This window comes from Pedobacter sp. 05T44 (genome assembly GCF_056395985.1).
Genome location: NZ_JBFTKO010000005.1, coordinates 1 through 14,843, shown reverse-complemented (window position 1 = coordinate 14,843; position 14,843 = coordinate 1). Strand labels below are relative to the sequence as shown.

Annotated in this window: 14 protein-coding genes; 8 read left to right on the top strand and 6 right to left on the bottom strand. The window is 38.9% G+C overall.

Translation table 11 applies throughout. The features are described 5' to 3' along the window. Positions 1 to 7: 7 nt before the first annotated feature. From AC1DDK_RS10050 to AC1DDK_RS10025, 6 genes are all read right to left on the bottom strand, one after another. Positions 8 to 1,135, bottom strand: coding sequence for a PepSY-associated TM helix domain-containing protein (locus tag AC1DDK_RS10050; RefSeq protein WP_337717129.1), 1,128 nt, complete (start codon positions 1,133 to 1,135; stop codon positions 8 to 10). Positions 1,136 to 1,159: 24 nt separating this feature from the next. Next, entirely contained in the window at positions 1,160 to 2,362 is a 1,203-nt protein-coding gene (locus AC1DDK_RS10045) for a DUF4374 domain-containing protein (protein ID WP_337717131.1), read from the bottom strand. Between the two features lie 22 nt (positions 2,363 to 2,384). Further along, positions 2,385 to 4,769, bottom strand: a complete 2,385-nt coding sequence (locus tag AC1DDK_RS10040; RefSeq protein ID WP_172659235.1) for a TonB-dependent receptor — start codon at positions 4,767 to 4,769, stop codon at positions 2,385 to 2,387. 89 nt (positions 4,770 to 4,858) lie between these two features. Next, positions 4,859 to 6,106 (bottom strand): DUF4374 domain-containing protein, encoded by a 1,248-nt coding sequence (locus tag AC1DDK_RS10035; RefSeq protein ID WP_337717134.1) that lies wholly within the window; start codon positions 6,104 to 6,106, stop codon positions 4,859 to 4,861. Between the two features lie 15 nt (positions 6,107 to 6,121). Beyond that, the gene (locus tag AC1DDK_RS10030) at positions 6,122 to 6,763 is read right to left on the bottom strand and encodes a hypothetical protein (RefSeq protein WP_172659233.1); all 642 of its coding nucleotides are present in this window, start codon (positions 6,761 to 6,763) and stop codon (positions 6,122 to 6,124) included. 119 nt (positions 6,764 to 6,882) lie between these two features. Then, a complete protein-coding gene (locus AC1DDK_RS10025; RefSeq protein WP_172659232.1) occupies positions 6,883 to 7,428 on the bottom strand; it encodes a sigma-70 family RNA polymerase sigma factor in 546 nt (181 codons plus the stop codon). Between the two features lie 151 nt (positions 7,429 to 7,579). On the opposite strand from AC1DDK_RS10025, the gene AC1DDK_RS10020 reads away from it, so the two are divergent. The 8 genes from AC1DDK_RS10020 (at position 7,580) to tsf (ending at position 14,565) form a co-directional block, all read left to right on the top strand. Beyond that, positions 7,580 to 8,809 (top strand): enolase C-terminal domain-like protein, encoded by a 1,230-nt coding sequence (locus AC1DDK_RS10020; RefSeq protein ID WP_337717136.1) that lies wholly within the window; start codon positions 7,580 to 7,582, stop codon positions 8,807 to 8,809. Positions 8,810 to 8,829: 20 nt separating this feature from the next. Continuing rightward, a complete protein-coding gene (locus AC1DDK_RS10015; protein ID WP_172659230.1) occupies positions 8,830 to 10,473 on the top strand; it encodes a sodium:solute symporter in 1,644 nt (547 codons plus the stop codon). Position 10,474: 1 nt separating this feature from the next. Then, positions 10,475 to 10,891 carry an L-rhamnose mutarotase gene (locus AC1DDK_RS10010; RefSeq protein WP_172659229.1) on the top strand — a complete coding sequence of 139 codons (417 nt, stop codon included), beginning with the start codon at positions 10,475 to 10,477 and terminating at the stop codon, positions 10,889 to 10,891. A 23-nt stretch (positions 10,892 to 10,914) separates the two neighbouring features. After that, positions 10,915 to 11,685, top strand: coding sequence for an SDR family NAD(P)-dependent oxidoreductase (locus AC1DDK_RS10005; RefSeq protein WP_172659228.1), 771 nt, complete (start codon positions 10,915 to 10,917; stop codon positions 11,683 to 11,685). A 249-nt stretch (positions 11,686 to 11,934) separates the two neighbouring features. Further along, positions 11,935 to 12,378: a 50S ribosomal protein L13 gene (gene rplM / locus AC1DDK_RS10000; protein ID WP_048907936.1), complete on the top strand. Its 444-nt coding sequence runs from the start codon at positions 11,935 to 11,937 to the stop codon at positions 12,376 to 12,378. 11 nt (positions 12,379 to 12,389) lie between these two features. After that, entirely contained in the window at positions 12,390 to 12,776 is a 387-nt protein-coding gene (gene rpsI / locus AC1DDK_RS09995) for a 30S ribosomal protein S9 (protein ID WP_048907935.1), read from the top strand. Between the two features lie 18 nt (positions 12,777 to 12,794). Continuing rightward, positions 12,795 to 13,625 (top strand): 30S ribosomal protein S2, encoded by an 831-nt coding sequence (gene rpsB / locus AC1DDK_RS09990; RefSeq protein WP_477633874.1) that lies wholly within the window; start codon positions 12,795 to 12,797, stop codon positions 13,623 to 13,625. A 100-nt stretch (positions 13,626 to 13,725) separates the two neighbouring features. Continuing rightward, positions 13,726 to 14,565: a translation elongation factor Ts gene (tsf, locus tag AC1DDK_RS09985; protein ID WP_477623040.1), complete on the top strand. Its 840-nt coding sequence runs from the start codon at positions 13,726 to 13,728 to the stop codon at positions 14,563 to 14,565. The last annotated feature ends 278 nt before the right edge of the window (positions 14,566 to 14,843 follow it).

Below are 14,843 nucleotides of genomic sequence, written 5' to 3'. Positions count from 1 at the left end.
GTTTTCTTTAAGAAAGTATTGGAACGAGTTTATTTTTTTTTGCTGCTTTTTTTCTTTTACCCCACCAAACATAGAAACCAGTAACAGGTAAACTGGCACATATCAGGCTGGCAAAAAAATAAATGATCTTTGTTGTAAGGCCAGCAAATGCTCCTACGTGTAAGCCATAATTAGACCGGCGGATCCAGGATGCAAGGTCTTCGTCTCTTAATCTTTTACTTGAAGCAGGTAACTCCGCAAGTGTGTGCTGATCCAGATAAACATCGCGCCATGTTCCTCTGTACATATCCGTACACACATAAATCGGATCTGATGCTTTCTCTGGAAAATGCATCAGAATATCATTGCGTTCGTGTTCAGCAATTTCGTTTATGCCTTTATGCCATGCCTTATCAACCTGTGAAAGCATATTTGATTTGGAATTGCTTGTTGTGTCAGACAACGCCTGTATACGAGGCTTATCTTCTCCACCAGCCATCCAGTATACACTTTTGTTAAACCAGGTGAAGCTCATCATTAGTGCTGTAAATGCCATAATAATGGCTATAATGATGGAATAAAAACCGAGCACATTGTGTAAGTCGTAATTTACCCGTTTAAATTTTGCACGCCATTTTATTTTAAAACTCTGCTCGCGTGTTTTTTTAGTCCATTTTTTTGGCCACCATAATATAAGGCCACTTATAAGGAGAAAAAAGAAGATGAAAGTGGCCCATCCTACCACTTGATGGCCTATTTTTTCTGGCAGCCACATATAATAATGTCCATCTTCAAAAAAATGGAAGATGTCTTCATGATCAACCATGGCAACCACATTTGCAGTATAAGGGTTTACATAGACAATGGAATCTGATTCATGAATGGTAAGTTGTGCAGTCCTGTTTTCTCCGTAATACCATACTGATTCCACTTCCTTGCCTGGCAAAGTTTTTTGAACGGCTTTGTAAAGCACAGAAGGGGGTAAAAACTGATCAGCATCTATAGTTTTTCGGGCGTGTAGCCATGGTGAGCTAATGCTTTTTATTTCTTGTTTAAATACCAGGACGCAGCCAGTAATGCTTAGGATAAATACTATAATTCCGGATGCTAATCCAAGCCATAAATGAAACCAGGCATTGATCTTTTTGAAAACCATTTATCAAGTCAAAAGTTATATCTACTATTTCAGTTTTTCTATACGAAGGATGTAATCGATGCCACCTATAAATTCAACACCTTTTGTTAATTTCTCAGTAGCCGGATCATACTCCCAAATGTAGTCTCTGTCGGCAGCATTAACCGCAATAAAGGCTTTTCCATCTTCAACAATTACTCCATTTACCATTCGTTCACCTTTATCCACGGGCAGATCTAATTTTCTAACAAGGGTGCCATTTTTCACGTCAATAACACGGAAGTAATGATCTGCATCAATGGACTGTCCGGCTATCCGTGATCTTACAATAGCTTTTCCATTACCAATGTACCACATTGCCGGAGCCATTTCATTGTTAGCAGCAGCGGAAAAATTGAAGAAATAGCTAGGGTCAATTTCTGTTTGTCCGTTTTTAATCCGGTACATTGCTGCAGGTGATTTGTAATCATATACATTTACCGGATCACTAATGAAATACAAGTCATTGTTTTCATCAACAAAAGATGATGGAGCATAAACACTTGGTCCGCCAAGCCCCGTGGTACGCGTATCCGCTAATGATTTTTCCACAACCATAGTCGAATAATCTATAACAGCTACAAATGATTTTTGATAAACAGGCATGTTAGGATACTGAGACCAGTCATTAGACCCGAAACCATATCCCAGAAATAATTTGTTAGCCCTGTATTCAGCAAAGCCGATACTATAGGTCTGAAATCCAGAAGGGATGGCTTCAAGGCCAAGTGTGCCAGTTTTAATGGTCATTTTATCTACCTTAACTACCGCATAACGCGCTTCTCCATTACCTTCTCCGAAAATAACCAACGTGTTATTATCTGCCCAGGCATAAGAACTCCAGTTTAACCATGCAAAAGGAATTTCTTTGTCTATGATCAATGATCCATTTTCTACGTGATATTTTCCTAAACGCCCGCTATTGGCATTTGCATGATAGTAAAAGCCATCTTTCTGCACTACATCCTGCGCATATACTTTTCCTGTCATTTCCGCACCATTGCCCTTTAAGCTAATTGTACCGCTGGTTAATGAAGGAATGCTGGTGATGTAATAAGCAGTATTCGGCCAGCTGCCCACACATAGAATTGCAGCGTATTTCGTTCCTTCTTCTACGTTACCAATGTCTCTTTTTTCGCATCCGCTAACTGATATGAGCATTAATGCAACCAGTAGCAGTTTTGGTGTATAGTAAAATAATTTATTCATGCTTATTGTGTGAAATATTAATTTATTGAATGAAATATCTGAGTTTAACGGAGAATGACCTGCCAGGTTTTTGTAGTTTAAAGTTGTCGTAGGCAAGGTGATCTGTTAGGTTTCTGCACTCTGCAGAAATGTTGTACTTCCCTTTTTGAAGGGAATAACTTAGAGAGGCGTTATGGATAAATTGTGTAGGAATGTCTGATTTTCCATTTGGATTTCCTTTACTTTCCCAGGTCAGATAGAACCAGTTTACATACTGTGTAAACCAGTTAAATTGCAAACGGGTATCTTTTCCAAGGATGTTGTCTTGACCAATGGTGAAGTCGGCGTTTCCGAATAACCACGGCTGATTAGGGATTTTATTTTTATACGTTCCTTCAATATAGTAAGATTCCGTCTGCCCAAATTTTGTTGTATTTATTGCATTTTGATAGGTAAGGTTTAATGTTAGGGAAAGAAGCTGAGCGTAGTTATATCTTACCTCAGATTCAAAGCCTGTAATGCGAACGCTTGACTGGTTTTCGTTTTTTAACAATTTAGAACGCACATCTGGCACAGGAAAAATAAAGTCCTTCGCATTGCGGTAAAATGCCGATGCTTCAATAAAAAACGAGCTCTTATCAATTTGAAAGCCATAATATGCGCCAAAATTGATATTGTCGCTGCGCTCAGGCTTTAAGTCAGGATTACCTTGCAGGTTTAATCCGTCGCCAAACATTTCTTCCGCCTCCTGAAGTCTATAAGTATGCTCATAAGATGCCTTGATGCCGAGACCTTTGGTTAATTTATACCTTGAAGCTATGCCATACCCAAAATTTCCAAAGGCAGTATCGAGTAATGCATAGGCGCCATTAATATATTTAGCCCTTTCTAAACCAAGATGGTAGTATTTTCCAAAAACGGTGTTTACCAAACGGTTTTCTAACAAGTTCTGCTGATAGGCAAAGCCTACAATCTGTTTATTCATCAGGCCAGGAAGACTGTCGCGATCTACCTGTAGCTGATTGTAGTTTTCATTCTTTAAATGATCGAGTGTATAGTTAAGGTTTAGAGAATGCTGACTATTTATGACATAACTCAAGTTTCCCATTGCATAGGTGCGTGGTCTAACGATATTGGCGATGGTTTTAATCCCGTTGCCCATTTCAGTATAGCCTTTATCGTACCAGGTCCCATCCCAATTATAATTGCGGAACAGCGTGTCTGTGGTTTTATATGTGTCTTTGGATCTTGCTGCAAATGCACTAAAATTCAGTCCCTCGGTAAATAGGTTGTCCTTTTTATATCTTAAAGTTCCGCTTTTTGCATAGTTGGTTCTTCGAACTTTTCCATAAACCGTGTTTTGGTCGAAGCCAGTTTGCAAATCTTGATGACCTTCATTGTATCCGGCTCCAATGAAAAGCACATCTGCCCATGTTTTATTGGTGATACCTACTTCTACCTGACCAAGAGCTGATAAATAATTATCATGGAAACGTCTGACATCTGCCTTCACATACTCCGCATCGGTAACATCCGTAATGTAATTGCCATCTCTTACACCACCCACAACTACATCGACACCTTTCATTTTGTAGTTGTTTACAGATGAATTTAAAAAGCCACTTCCTTTTATGATAATCCCTGTTTTCTCATGAACATATTGGCCCGTTAGTGCCGATCGGTTGGTGCTGAATGAACCGTAACTATGACTTAGGTCAAGATAGTTGCTTACCTTTTGGTTTGTAATCACATTTACGGCTCCACCCATTGCATCTGCCCCCAATTGAACAGGTACAACCCCCTTATAAACCTCTAGGCGTTCTGCCAAGTTAACAGGAATGTTATTTAATGACATTGCACTTCCCATTACATCCATTGGGATACCGTCAATAAAAAACTTGACTTGTTTTCCTGATAACCCATTGATGGAGAATTTGAAGTCAGAACCTAATCCACCCTGCTCACGGATTCTAACACCAGTACTCCTGTTCAAAATCTGATTTAAGTCGGCAGTAGTATTTGCAAACTTTTTAGTCTCAATGGCATTTACCGAAAATCCGGACTCTTTAATCTCTCGTGTTTTAGTCTTTCCATCAATTGCTACATCGTTTAATAATCTGAGATCCCTTTTTAGAGAAAAATTGATGTTGAGTTTTTCGCCCTCCTTCAGTGTTATCCGTCTCGATTCTGCAATATAGCCGAGGTAGCTTATCTGAATGGTATAGGCTCCTTTTACGAGATTAGTTAATTCAAAATACCCTTTAGAATCAGTTGTGATTCCGGTTTTTGTATTTTTTAATACAACAGAAGCGCCGGAAATGGTTGTGGTGCTATCCTTTACAATTCCAGAGATGGAAGAATTTTGTGCGAACACATAAGATGATAGAGCGGTAAAGAATATTGAAAGTAAAGTTTTACGATATAGCATTATTTTAATATTGTGTATTTATACTGTAAGTAGCATAACCACGACTTCCCCGAAGGTGGGAAAGCAAAAAATATTAAAATAGTTTAATTCTAAGGATTCAGTTTATCGATGCGCATAATGAAATCGGTATTGCCCGCCAGTTCAAGCCCTTTCTTTAAGTCATCTGTTTTGGGGTTATAAATCCAGATAAAGTTGCCTTGAGTGCTTGAATTGACCGCAATGTAGGCCATATTATCTTTAACAATAATACACTCTCTTCTTGTTCCCTTATCTAGGGGAAGGTTAAGTTTTTTAATAACTCTTGCTGCGGCCAGATCAATCAGATAAAATTCAAAATGAGCGGTGCTATAATGATCGCCTAATCCCTTAAAAAGGTCCTTTCTTTCACTTCTGATGATGGCTTTGTTGTTGCCAATATACCACATGCCATAAGCATGGTTATTTATTAATGACGAAGAGATGTTGATAAAGTAGTCCTTATCCAGGCTTTCATCACCTGCTTTGATTCTAAATATTCCGCTAGGTAGGTCGGGGCGATTGCCAAGAGCTATTCCCGGACACGACATGAAGTAATAATTGTTGTGCTCATCATTAAAGGAATAAGACTGTACCGTGTTTATGCCCCCCGGATAGGTGGAACGGGTATCTTTATCGATCTTTAAAAGATTCATTTGCGGATAGCCCAACTCGGCAATGTAAGTGGTGTCGCTTGTGGTATAATTGGAGGAACTTAATTGCTGGTGGTACGTATAACCAACGAAAAAGTGATTTTTACGCAGCTCTACAAACCCAATTGACATAGAAGTAAGCTTACCAGAAGGCTGGGGAATTGCGAGGCTGCCTGAAGATAGCAGATCCATCTTTCCGGTTTCAATCAGAACGTATTTTGCCTGCTTAAAACCTTTAATGTCCAATCCTGTTAATAGCAAGGAGTCTTTACCTACCCATAAATAATTCTCTATTGAAAAATCTTTTAGCGGGATAGATGCAACAGTATGTAAAGAATCCTTTTGTACGTTGTATTTAGATAATTTAGCTTTCTTTCTGTTTAGATGGTAGTAGCTACCGTCTTTAACAATGATGTCTCTGTCCATTGCTTTTGCATCTAACATTGCCCCTTGTTGTTCAGGTAATATTTTTCCGCTGTCTAAGGAGTTGGTTTCAACGATATATTCTTTACCATCTTTTCCAAGAATATACATGCTGTAATTTTTGCCCGCCAGCATGTTGCTGGTTTCTGGTTGTTGGGAGCAGGAATAAAGGAATAATGATAAGGTGGCTGATGTTAATAAAAGAATAACCTTTTTAACAGATTTATATATTGTTTTTTCTTGCAAGGATGATTTGTTTTATTAGATACTGAACTGATTTATGATTTGTTTTTGTAATACAGGCGGCAAGTCCATCAGGTTTCTTTCGCTAACTACAATGATCTTATCCTCGTCTGTTTTACCGTTAAGGATAATGTAAGTTTGACCCCCTTTTAAGGATATTTTTTTATCAGTTCCTTTAAATTTAAGCTCTACATCTTTTTTAGGAGAAATCAACATACTCCCCGATAGGTCAACGGAGCCTGTAGCATAATTTATTTTAGCAAGTGTATTTGGGCCAACGGAAATATTATAGCCTTTAGAATCAAGATGCCTAACGCTTATTGCTGAAGTATTATCGACAGACACAAATTGAGGCGAATCATTTTTTGTCTTTATTGTAAATTGATAAAAACCCAAGCCTAGTAATCCTAAAACTATTGAAGCCGCAACTGCGCCTTTCCAGAATGAAAGCGAATGGCTTTTGGTAATGCTTTCCTTAGCGGGTGCGGGAGCTATTTCATTCCAAATAGCAGCCTTGTGGGCTGCCTTGTCTTCGCCAACCGGAAGATCCAGCTCTTCTGCCGAGTCATCTGCAAACAACCAATCCTCTACCGCCTTGCGTTCCTCTTGAGTGCACTCATCTCTATGGTATCTCTCTATCAGTTCTTGATTGATATTCATATGGCTTTACAGTTACCTGGTTTTAGGTCTTTTTGGTAAAAGTAACATAAACTTATATAAAATTAGCGCTTTAAATGTAAGTAGCATAACGCTGTAATTTCCGTAAGCTTTATTGAAAATTAATTATTATAGGGTGCAAGTTTAACTTTAAGCACGCTCATTGCTTTGGTAATATGATATTCTACTGCACGCTCTGTAATCAGAAGAGCAGAGGCAATTTCTTTATTGCTAAGCCCTTGCTCGCGACTCATCTTGTAAACTCTTTTGCATTGGCATGGCAACGTATCAACAAGGATATTTACCTTTTCTTTAAGGTTGTTAAATAAAACATGCTCTTCGGTACAATTGCTTGATGGGCATGAATATTGCATTTTGATGCTTACATGCTTCTGCCTGCTAACTTTATTTCTGATGTATTCGAATGTTTTAAATTTAGCAGATCTGATTAGATAGTTGCTTACTTTTTCGAGTTCAAGCTCATGGCGGCGTTCCCAAAGTGATTTAAAAATATCCTGAACCATCTCTTTTGCAGGTTCTATTTCGCGGATATTGTTGTAGCAAACAGCGTAGACTTTTTCCCAATACAGATTATATACGGTTTCGAACGCTTGTTCGTCGATCCGTAGAGGATTGGTGCAATAATCTGTAGGTTTTCTGTCTGACAATGCCCTCGCGTTTTGTGATTCGGGCCAAATATAGCTTATTTAGATTTATTATAAACAATAGAATGAAGAATTATTTAAAGCAATAGAATAATTCATTAAAACAGAAGTATAATGCATTGTTTGGAGCAAGGTAACGCACTAATTTAGATTTATGATTAAAAGTATAAATATACAGGATGCAAGGTTTCCGTTAGCTAAGGGTGCAGGCAGTGATGCCATTCATCGTGATCCCATATATTCTTATGCAGTAACCAATCTGGTTGATGACGGCGGTTTAGTGGGAACAGGTTTTGCATTTACGCTTGGAGAGGGAAATGATCTTGTTTGCAAGGCTGCGCAGTTCTATGCAGATCAGCTAAAAGGAAGAGATATTGAAGAACTAATGTCTGATTTTGGAAGCGTATTTAATCAGCTGTCCAATGAGCAGCAGTTTCGTTGGCTTGGACCACATAAAGGTATAGTGCATTTGGCTCTTGCCTCTGTTACCAATGCATGTTATGATCTTTGGGCTAAAAAGAGAGGAGTGCCACTTTGGAAATTGTTAAATGATTTATCACCACAAGAAATAGTAAATACACTTGATCTGTCTTATTTAGAAGATGAGCTTACGGCCGCTCAGGCTTTACAATTATTAAAAGATAATGAGGCAGGTAAAGAGGCTCGCAAACAAATTGTTACCCAGGGCTATCCAGGGTACGATACTTCAATAGGCTGGTTTAATTATACAGATGAGAAGGTTCGCGAAAATTGTAAGAAAGCCATTGCTGAAGGCTTTACGGCTATGAAACTGAAAGTGGGCAGTTCAGACCCGCAGAGAGATATCCGCCGATCGCATATTGTGCGTGAAGTAGCCGGAGATGATGTAAAAGTTATGCTGGATGCAAATCAGCAGTGGACATTACCGCAAGCACTAAAAATATGCAAAGAGCTGCGAGGCATGAATCCTTACTGGATAGAAGAACCAACTCATCCGGATGATGTACTTGCACATAAAACACTGGCCGATGCTATTGCCCCAACCAAACTTGCATTAGGAGAGCATGTACCAAACCGCATTATCTTTAAGAACTATTTGCAAACCAGGTCTGCAGGTTTTATGCAGGTTGATGCAGTAAGGGTGGGCGGTGTAAGTGAATTTATTACTGTTAGTCTGCTTTGTCGTAAATATGGAATTCCAGTGGTGCCACACGTAGGCGATATGGGTCAGCTTCATCAGCATTTAGTGCTATTTAATCACATTACAATGGGCCATGAAGCTTTGTTCCTGGAGCACATTCCCCATTTGCAAAAGCACTTTGTGCATCCTGTGATTATAGAGGGCGGGGTTTATAAAACACCAATGGAACCCGGCAGCAGTTGCGATTTGAAACCCTTAAATTAAACCTCAGAAAAATATATGCGATGTTAAAATCACTAGACTTAAGCATTAGTATCCTGTATATACTTGGTATTTTAGCTATAGGCTTATGGGCGGGGATCAGTCATCGGCGCAAAAGCAAAGCGAATGCTGCCGGCGAGTATTTTCTGGCTGGTAAAACGTTAAAATGGCCGGCTATAGGACTGGCGCTGTTTGCGACAAATATTTCTACAGTCCATTTGGTTAGTCTGGCGCAAAGCGGCTTTGATAGTGGTTTGCTTAATGGTAATTTCGAATGGATGGCGGCGTTTACACTTATTCTGTTGTCGCTGTTTTTTGTCCCATTTTATATTAAGTCGGGAGTTGCTACGCTACCCGATTTTCTGGAAAAGCGCTACGACCGCTCCAGTCGCGACTGGCTGGCTGTCATTTCAGTAGTATCTGCAATAATTATCCATATCGCGTTCTCTATGCTGGCGGGTGGTATTGTATTGAAAACCCTGTTTGGACTTAACATGTATGTAAGCGTGATTGTAATTTGTATAATCACAGCTATTTATACCATTATAGGCGGGCTAAAAGCCGTTGTTGTAACAGAATCTATCCAAACAGTTGTTTTGCTTGCAGGAGCCTTTATTATCAGCTATGCTGCCTTTAATAAAATGGGCGGATGGGAACCAATGACTGATGTATTAAAAAACAAAGGTGAGATGGATAAACTTTCGATGCTGCGCCCACATGGCGATAGCAGCGGAATGCCCTGGTATACCGTGTTTTTGGGTTATCCTATTTTGGGTATTTGGTATTGGTGTGCAGATCAGACCATTGTACAGCGCGTGCTTGGTGCTAAAGATGAAAATCATGCAAGAGTAGGGCCTTTATTTTGTGGGTTTATAAAAATTTTACCTGTTTTTATTTTCGTGCTGCCAGGCTTGTTTGCTTATACTTTAGTGCAGACCGGCCATTTAGATGTAAGCAGTTTAGGTGTTGATGATAAGGGAAATGTAAACTCAAAGGGCATTTATACGCTTATGATTACTCAGCTGCTGCCTTCAGGATTGATTGGTGTTTTAGTAGCGGCCCTTTTATCGGGCTTAATGAGTCAGGTTTCAGGAGCCTTAAATTCCATTTCAACAATGGTTAGTTATGATATGTATCAGCGCTATCGCCCCGAGGCATCAGATAAACAATTGATCAGGATAGGGAAAATAGCTGCAGGTATTGCTCTTGTATTTTCATTAGGATTGCTGCCTTTATTAAATAGATACGAAAGCATATTTAGTGGAATCAATGATATTATAGCGCACATTGCGCCGCCAATAACCTGTGTGTTTTTGTTGGGCGTATTTTGGAAAGGAGCATCTGCCCAATCAGCCAAATTAACCTTATGGATCGGGTCTGTTCTGGGAGTAGTTGTATTTGCTATCAATAAGATATTTCCTGAAACCCTAATTGGCCATATACCATTTATGATGATGGCATTTTACCTTTTTTGCACCTGTGTGATTATTCAGGTAAGCTTTTCTTATATCTATCCTGTGCAACATACCGAAGAGAGCGCACAGCTTTATTGGAAATCGCCATGGGAACCTTTGCAGGGGACTGCCTGGAAGGGATTAGGAAATTACAAAGTGCTGTCGGGCTTGCTTTTATTAGTGACAGGTGTATTGTATTGTATATTCAGATAAAATGAAAAGATATATTCTCATTGTGTTTATTACCGGCCTTTTTCTGACCGGTTGTAAAGAAGAAACCAAGCAGGCTAATGTTAAGCGATTTGGTTCTGTAACAGGTTTAAAGCCCGAAAAATTGGATTACTATAAGCAATTACATGCCAATGCCTGGCCATCCGTTTTAAAGAAAATAAAAGAATGTAACATCAGGAATTATTCGATTTATCTGGAAAAGATAGGAGATGCTTATTATTTGTTCAGCTATTTTGAATATACGGGTGTTGATTTTGATGCGGATATGAAGAAGATGGCGGATGATCCGGAAACCCAAAGATGGTGGAAAGAAACAGATCCTTGCCAGCAACCATTGCCCGAAGCAGCGGCTAAAAAGCAAGTGTGGACAGATATGGAACAGGTTTTCCATACAGATTAAGATTTATAGAAAAAATATTGAATATGCAATTATTATCCGGTAAAGTTATTTTCCTCACGGGAGGTTCAGCAGGGATTGGTTTTGAGTGTGCAAAGGCTTACGCCGAGGCCGGTGCAAATGTGGTTGTTGCGGCATCTTCGCCTGAACCTGTGGAAGATGCTGTAAGGCAATTGGGTTCTGCGCATCTCGGTATTGTATGCGATGTATCTAAAGCCGATGATGTTGAAATAGCAATTGCAAAGACCTTAGCCCGCTATGGAAAATTAGATGCGATCCACAACAATGCAGGTGTGGCCTCGCCATCTAAACCTTTGCATGAGACCAGCGATGAGGAATGGGGAAATTTGATGGATGTGAATTTGAAAAGTATACTCTATACAACCCGATATGGATTTGAAGCATTAAAAGAATCTAAAGGATGTATTTTGAATACAAGTAGTCTTGTTGGAGAAATAGGACAGGAAAACCATGCAGCTTACACTGCTACCAAAGGCGCAATGAATACGCTGACAAAATCGATGGCGCTGGATTATGCACAATATAAAATCCGTGTAAATGCGGTTCTGCCAGCGGGAGTTTGGACCCCTATGCTGCGGGAGTGGAGTAAAGAGCAACCGAATCCGGCATCGATAGCACAATATTTGGACGATATACATCCTTTGGGCTATTGTCCGGAGGGAGATGTGATTGCTGATGCCTGTGTTTTTTTGCTTTCGGAAAAAGCCAGGTTTATTACGGGAACAATTTTGCCTGTTAGTGGCGGTGCGGAACTTGGGTACAGGTCTGTAAGATAAAGCCAGACTGAGCTTTAGTTATACAGATGTAAAACAGCGTTTAAACAGTTTTTGATTGTATAAACATTGTATAAACCTTGTGTTAAGATTGTATAAAAATTGCTTAAAAATTTTTGACGGAGAGCGTTTCCCGTTATTATTCTAATAATATTTCTTCAACTGTTTGACAATTAAAGATATTACACTATCTTTGCAGTCCCTAAAATTTAGGGGGAATAAATAATTGTTAAACAAATTAAATACAAGCAAGTGAATACGTTAAGTTACAAAACTGTCTCTGCCAATGCAAAAACTGTTAACAAACAGTGGGTTGTTGTTGACGCACAAGGCGAGATTTTGGGGCGCTTGTCATCGAAGATCGCAATGATCATCCGTGGTAAAAACAAGCCTGAGTATACCCCACACGTAGACTGCGGTGATAACGTTATCGTTATTAATGCAGACAAGGTTAAGTTGACCGGAAATAAATTTTCAGAGAAAATTTATACTTCTTACACCGGATACCCAGGTGGTCAGCGTTTCATTTCTCCAAAAGAGTTAATGGCTAAACACCCAAAACGTGTTATCGAGAAAGCTGTTCGTGGTATGTTACCTAAAACTAAACTTGGTGCTAAATTATACACCAACTTATATGTTTACGCAGGTTCAGAGCATCCGCACGAGGCACAATCACCAAAAACCATTAAACTTTAATTAAAGAAGAAATGTCAGTTACAAACACTTCAGGAAGAAGAAAAACAGCTGTTGCACGTATCTATTTAAAAGAAGGCAACGGCACTATTACCGTAAATGGTAAAGACCACAAAGTATATTTCCCAACGTTACCATTACAATACATTGTTAACCAATCGTTCGAAGTTTCTGAACTAGTTGGTCAGTATGATGTAAATGTAAACGTAGCTGGTGGAGGTGTTAAAGGTCAAGCAGAAGCAGTTCGTTTAGCTATCGCTAAAGCTATTGTTGAATTAGATGCTGAGAAAAAACCAGCATTACGTGCTAAAGGGTTAATGACCCGTGATATGCGTATGGTTGAACGTAAGAAACCAGGACGTAAAAAAGCACGTAAGAAATTCCAATTCAGTAAACGTTAATCTTAAGGAGACAAAACAATGGCAAGAACTACATATCAAGACTTATTGGATGCAGGTGTACACTTTGGTCACCTTACCCGTAAATGGAACCCAAAAATGGCGCCTTACATTTTCATGGAGCGCAATGGTATCCACATTATAGATTTAAATAAAACTTTAACTAAAACTGAAGAAGCTGCTTCAGCAATCAAACAGATCGTTAAATCTGGTCGTAAGATTCTTTTCGTAGCTACTAAGAAACAAGCTAAAGAAATTGTTGCTGAGCAAGCAAAAAAAGTAAACATGCCTTTCGTAACTGAACGTTGGTTAGGTGGTATKTTAACTAACTTTGCTACCGTACGTAAGTCAATCAAAAAGATGGTTACCATCGATAAAATGACTAAAGACGGTACTTATTCGATCCTTTCTAAAAAGGAGCGTTTAATGATTCAGCGTGAGCGTATCAAACTAGAAAGCTTATTAGGTGGTATCGCGGATTTAAACCGTTTACCAGCTGCTATCTTTTTAATTGACGTTAAAAAAGAGCACATCGCTGTTAGCGAAGCGTTGAAATTAAACATTCCAACTTTTGCAATGGTTGATACTAACTCTGACCCTTCAAACATCGATTTCCCAATCCCAGCGAATGATGATGCAACTAAATCTATCTCTTTAATTACTGATGTTATCATCAAAGCAATTGAAGAAGGTTTAGATGAGCGCAAACGTGAAAAAGACGAAGAAACTGAAAAAGAGGCTGTAGCTGCTAAAGCTGCTGCTGATGCTCCTGAAGCTGCTGCTCCTGGTGCAAGAAGAAAAAAAGTAAGTAGCGAAGCTGAAACCGAAGAAGGTACAAGCGAAGAAGCTTAATTAATAATATAATTTGGGTTGTATGCTGTGCGTTGGAGGTTTACTTACAACAATCACGTACAACCCATAATTTTTGATAATAACTTAAAAAGGAAATAAAATGTCTACAGTACAAATTTCTGCAGCAGATGTAAACAAATTGCGCCAACAAACCGGTGCTGGTATGATGGACTGCAAAAAAGCATTAATCGAAGCTAACGGTGATTTCAAAGCTGCGGTTGATTACTTACGTAAAAAAGGTGCTAAAGTAGCAGCTTCACGTCAGGATCGTGATTCTAACGAAGGAGTTGTTATTGCTAAAGCTACAGCTGATGGCAAACGTGGTGTTGTTGTTGAATTAAACTGCGAAACTGACTTTGTTGCTAAAAACGCTGATTTCGTTGCTTTAGCTAATAAATTTACTGATTTAGCTATCGATAAAAACCCTGCTTCATTAGAAGAGCTTTTATCTTTAGAAGTTGATGGTCAGAAAGTTTCTGATATCATTATCGAAAACACTGGTAAAATCGGTGAGAAAATCGGTATTTCTAAATTTGAAACAGTATCAGGTGAGAAAGTTGTTCCTTACATCCACGGTAACTACCGTTTAGGTGTTTTGGTTGCTTTAAACCAAGCTGTTGCTGGTGTTGACGAAGCAGGTAAAGATGTTGCAATGCAAATTGCTGCTATGAACCCAGTTGCTTTAGATAAAGCTGATGTTGATGCAACTACTATTGAGCGTGAAACTGAAATCGCTAAAGAACAAATCCGTGCTGAAGGTAAACCTGAAGAAATGGTAGAAAAAATTGCTGCTGGTAAATTGAATAAATTCTACAAAGACAGTACTTTATTGAACCAGGAATTTGTTAAAGATTCATCTAAAGATGTTCGTAAATTCTTAAATGATACAGCTAACGGTTTAACTGTTACTGCATTTAAACGCGTACAATTAGGAGCTTAATCGCTTTTATTTTATATTAAAAGAGGGTGTATCATGATTTTTATAATGATGATATACCCTCTTTTTTTGTTTTCGTTATTCTGAGAACTTAGCATTAGAAAGACACACCATCATCTCGAACACACACTGCGTCCTTTAGATTTGACCAGTGGTCTAGAACCTAAAAAACAATTGTTATTAAGTGTTACGCTTAATTCCTCAGCTATACAGAATTTTGTAGGAATAATGCCTAACCACGGCAGCGGCGAATTATCAAGTCGTCAAGGTTTTTATGCCTA

Bases quoted from the DNA above. Each gene is read 5' to 3' on its own strand.
- AC1DDK_RS10040 (WP_172659235.1), bottom strand. From the start codon at position 4,769: ATGCTATATCGTAAAACTTTACTTTCAATATTCTTTACCGCTCTATCA.
- tsf (WP_477623040.1), top strand. From the start codon at position 13,726: ATGTCTACAGTACAAATTTCTGCAGCAGATGTAAACAAATTGCGCCAA.
- AC1DDK_RS10045 (WP_337717131.1), bottom strand. From the start codon at position 2,362: ATGAATAAATTATTTTACTATACACCAAAACTGCTACTGGTTGCATTA.
- AC1DDK_RS10010 (WP_172659229.1), top strand. From the start codon at position 10,475: ATGAAAAGATATATTCTCATTGTGTTTATTACCGGCCTTTTTCTGACC.
- AC1DDK_RS10005 (WP_172659228.1), top strand. From the start codon at position 10,915: ATGCAATTATTATCCGGTAAAGTTATTTTCCTCACGGGAGGTTCAGCA.
- AC1DDK_RS10020 (WP_337717136.1), top strand. From the start codon at position 7,580: ATGATTAAAAGTATAAATATACAGGATGCAAGGTTTCCGTTAGCTAAG.
- AC1DDK_RS10050 (WP_337717129.1), bottom strand. From the start codon at position 1,135: ATGGTTTTCAAAAAGATCAATGCCTGGTTTCATTTATGGCTTGGATTA.
- rpsI (WP_048907935.1), top strand. From the start codon at position 12,390: ATGTCAGTTACAAACACTTCAGGAAGAAGAAAAACAGCTGTTGCACGT.
- AC1DDK_RS10015 (WP_172659230.1), top strand. From the start codon at position 8,830: ATGTTAAAATCACTAGACTTAAGCATTAGTATCCTGTATATACTTGGT.
- AC1DDK_RS10030 (WP_172659233.1), bottom strand. From the start codon at position 6,763: ATGAATATCAATCAAGAACTGATAGAGAGATACCATAGAGATGAGTGC.